Genomic DNA, 2665 nt, shown 5'->3' on the forward strand with positions numbered 1-2665 from the left:
TTAAATGGGAAACATGTTGGCGACGTTGATGTCTATTACTTGAAAAAACCCCCCGTGTGTGAGCCGGAGCCGTTTCTTGAAGAAGAAGATCGCCTGCTGCGAGCAATTGGAGAACGATTAAGCAAGGTATTGTGGTTAAAGCGCTCGGAAGAGGCGTTGAAAGAGAGCGAATCCCGTTATCGCATCCTCACCGAGCAAGTGGCTGAAGGGGTCGCCCTGGTACAAGATTTTCATTTTCAGTATGTTAATCCAGCGTTTTGCAAAATATTCAACGTTCCATCGATTCAGGAACTGATCGGTCAGTCGTTGAGTCGTTTGCCAGCGACTGCCCCTGACGATATCGCTCGACTCTATGGCGCAGTCGGAAAAGGTGTCATCGAAAGAAAAGTTGAAGAGATTTACATGCTCGATCGACCCGATAAGCGTAGTTGGATTCAGGTCTGCCATAGTCCGATCGTATTCCAGGGAAATGCGGCATTGTTGTCTACATTCAAGGATATCACCGAAATTAAAGAACAACAATTGGCCGCGCAGCATATGGCGGATAAATTAGACAATGAAAACCGCGTTTTACGCTCTTCTTTGAAGGAGCGTTTCAGACTTGGCGGTATTCTTGGCCGTTCTCCGGCAATGCAGCATGTTTATGAGCTGATCCTGAAGGCGGCGGCGACGGATGCCAACGTTGCTGTTTTTGGAGAATCCGGTTCAGGCAAAGAACTCGTTGCCAGAGCCATCCATGATTTCAGCGATCGCAAAAGCAAGCGCTTTGTTGCCGTTAACTGTGGCGCGTTGCAGGAGTCTTTATTTGAACGAGAATTTTTTGGTCACCGTAAAGGTGCCTTTTCCAGCGCCCATGCCGATTCTCCCGGGTATTTGGACATGGCCGATGGCGGTACGCTGTTTTTAGACGAGGTGACAGAATTAACAATCAATATGCAGGCCAAGCTTCTGCGTGCGATCGAGGGCAGCGGATATCATGCCGTGGGGGGGACCGAGCCGAATAAGTCGGATTTCAGAATTATATCCGCGTCTCACTCGGCTTTAGATGATAATGTCAGCAAGGGCTTGATGAGAAGTGACTTTTATTACCGCATCCAAGTGATCCAGATCCAGCTCCCCCCTTTACGCCTCCGAAAGCAAGACCTGCCACTGTTGGTTGAGCATTTTTTGCGACAAATGAAAGTCCCCTCAGGCTTAAAAAGGGTTCCAGGGCACATCATGGACGCTCTCATTTCATATGATTGGCCAGGCAATGTTCGCGAATTGCGCAACGTCCTGCAAAGATACATCACAATAGGCAATCTTGAATTCTTGTCGCCCGGGCAAACTCAAAAAACAGTTGCTGCAAAAGCTGACTTGGATCTTCGCAAGGCGATAGATCAAGTGGAGCAAGACCTCATCACAAAAGCAATCAGTCAAGCAGATGGAAATCGAACAAAGGCCGCCGCCTTGCTTGGCATATCCCGCAGAGCGCTCTTCAGGAAGTTAAGCCCGTCTTGAGTGCCACAATCGCCCATATGGGCGATTTCGCCCGAACAAATAAAATTAATTAAATACAAATAGTTAAGCATAATTAACTACTATCCATAGTGGGCGATTCCGCCCATTATTACACCCGCCCCATTTTGCCAATTCTATTTTTTATCATTATTACAATATCTTATAAAATTTCTGCAAGGTGGCATCACCATTGCTCAGTTAGCGTGTCCAGAAAACAATGAATCATAAAACATCAATGGAGCCTGGGAAAAAATGGAATTGGTTAAAAATAAAGCGTCAGGCAAAATTTTCATCGTTCTTGATGATTCCGGGGGTGATGAATTTTTGGTGATCACTCCCGATGGAAAAATAAAAACCTTAGAACGCCGGTTGTTTGCCAGCATAGACATGTTGGATCAAGGAAATCCAATGTTGGATCATCGCGTTTCGCTGGCCCAGAGAGGGACCTACGCTGACTACGTTGGTGATTAAGGGTAGGAAAACAAAAAATGATCCTATGTGAAAGGAGTTATTCAATGAATCCAGATCCTTTTGGAAACCTTACCGACTGGGCGCCGGTTATCGATCTCTTTGAAGAATTGGCAGATAGCGGTCAACTGGAAAAGATCCAACCTGGCATGATTCGAATCTTACGTTTCAAAGGAAATTGGCGGCTTCGCGAAGAGGTTTTAAAGCGTGTTGGAGAAATCCAGATGCCTTCAAAGGAATTGATCTCCGCCGTTCTATCCGTTTTGACGGATGACAACGTTTATTATGATGCCAGAGTAATCGCTGGGAATGCCCTTTGTGATCTTTTGAGAAACAGCCGCCCAGGGCATTGCGACGAATTAATTACATTGGTGAAGAAATCCGTTGGAAAACTAAAGACCAACATTCAGCCGCCTTTTTTTGATGACACGTTGAGCCGGCTTCACATGGCTGCGGAGGGCCGGACGGTTTTGGAAAACTAGCCGCCAGAACATTGGCAATCGAAAGGAATAAATGATGGAAAATAAGAGAAAAGCACCAATCGAAGGTGAAGGGCTATGTGTCAATTGTGGTGACAACGATCATTGTCAATTCCCGGACTTTGGCAAACGAATAATCTACTGTGAAGAATATTATTGCGAATTTCCAAATGAACGTGAAGGGAAAAGAATAAACACCATTTTTTCCCATCCAATCC

Annotated in this window: 4 protein-coding genes; all 4 read left to right on the forward strand. The window is 45.8% G+C overall.

Going from position 1 to position 2665, the window contains the following annotated elements:
- Window positions 1-1500 (forward strand): sigma-54 interaction domain-containing protein (locus JCM12296_RS33925; protein ID WP_054702453.1); only part of this gene is annotated, 1500 nt, incomplete at its 5' end.
- A 252-nt stretch (window positions 1501-1752) separates the two neighbouring features.
- Window positions 1753-1971, forward strand: coding sequence for a hypothetical protein (locus JCM12296_RS33930; protein ID WP_054702456.1), 219 nt, complete (start codon window positions 1753-1755; stop codon window positions 1969-1971).
- Between the two features lie 44 nt (window positions 1972-2015).
- A complete protein-coding gene (locus JCM12296_RS33935; protein ID WP_054702459.1) occupies window positions 2016-2450 on the forward strand; it encodes a flagellar basal body-associated FliL family protein in 435 nt (144 codons plus the stop codon).
- Between the two features lie 31 nt (window positions 2451-2481).
- Window positions 2482-2665 (forward strand): hypothetical protein (locus JCM12296_RS42975; RefSeq protein WP_218188430.1); only part of this gene is annotated, 184 nt, incomplete at its 3' end.

This window comes from Desulfosarcina cetonica JCM 12296 (genome assembly GCF_001311845.1).
Taxonomy (GTDB): domain Bacteria; phylum Desulfobacterota; class Desulfobacteria; order Desulfobacterales; family Desulfosarcinaceae; genus Desulfosarcina; species Desulfosarcina cetonica.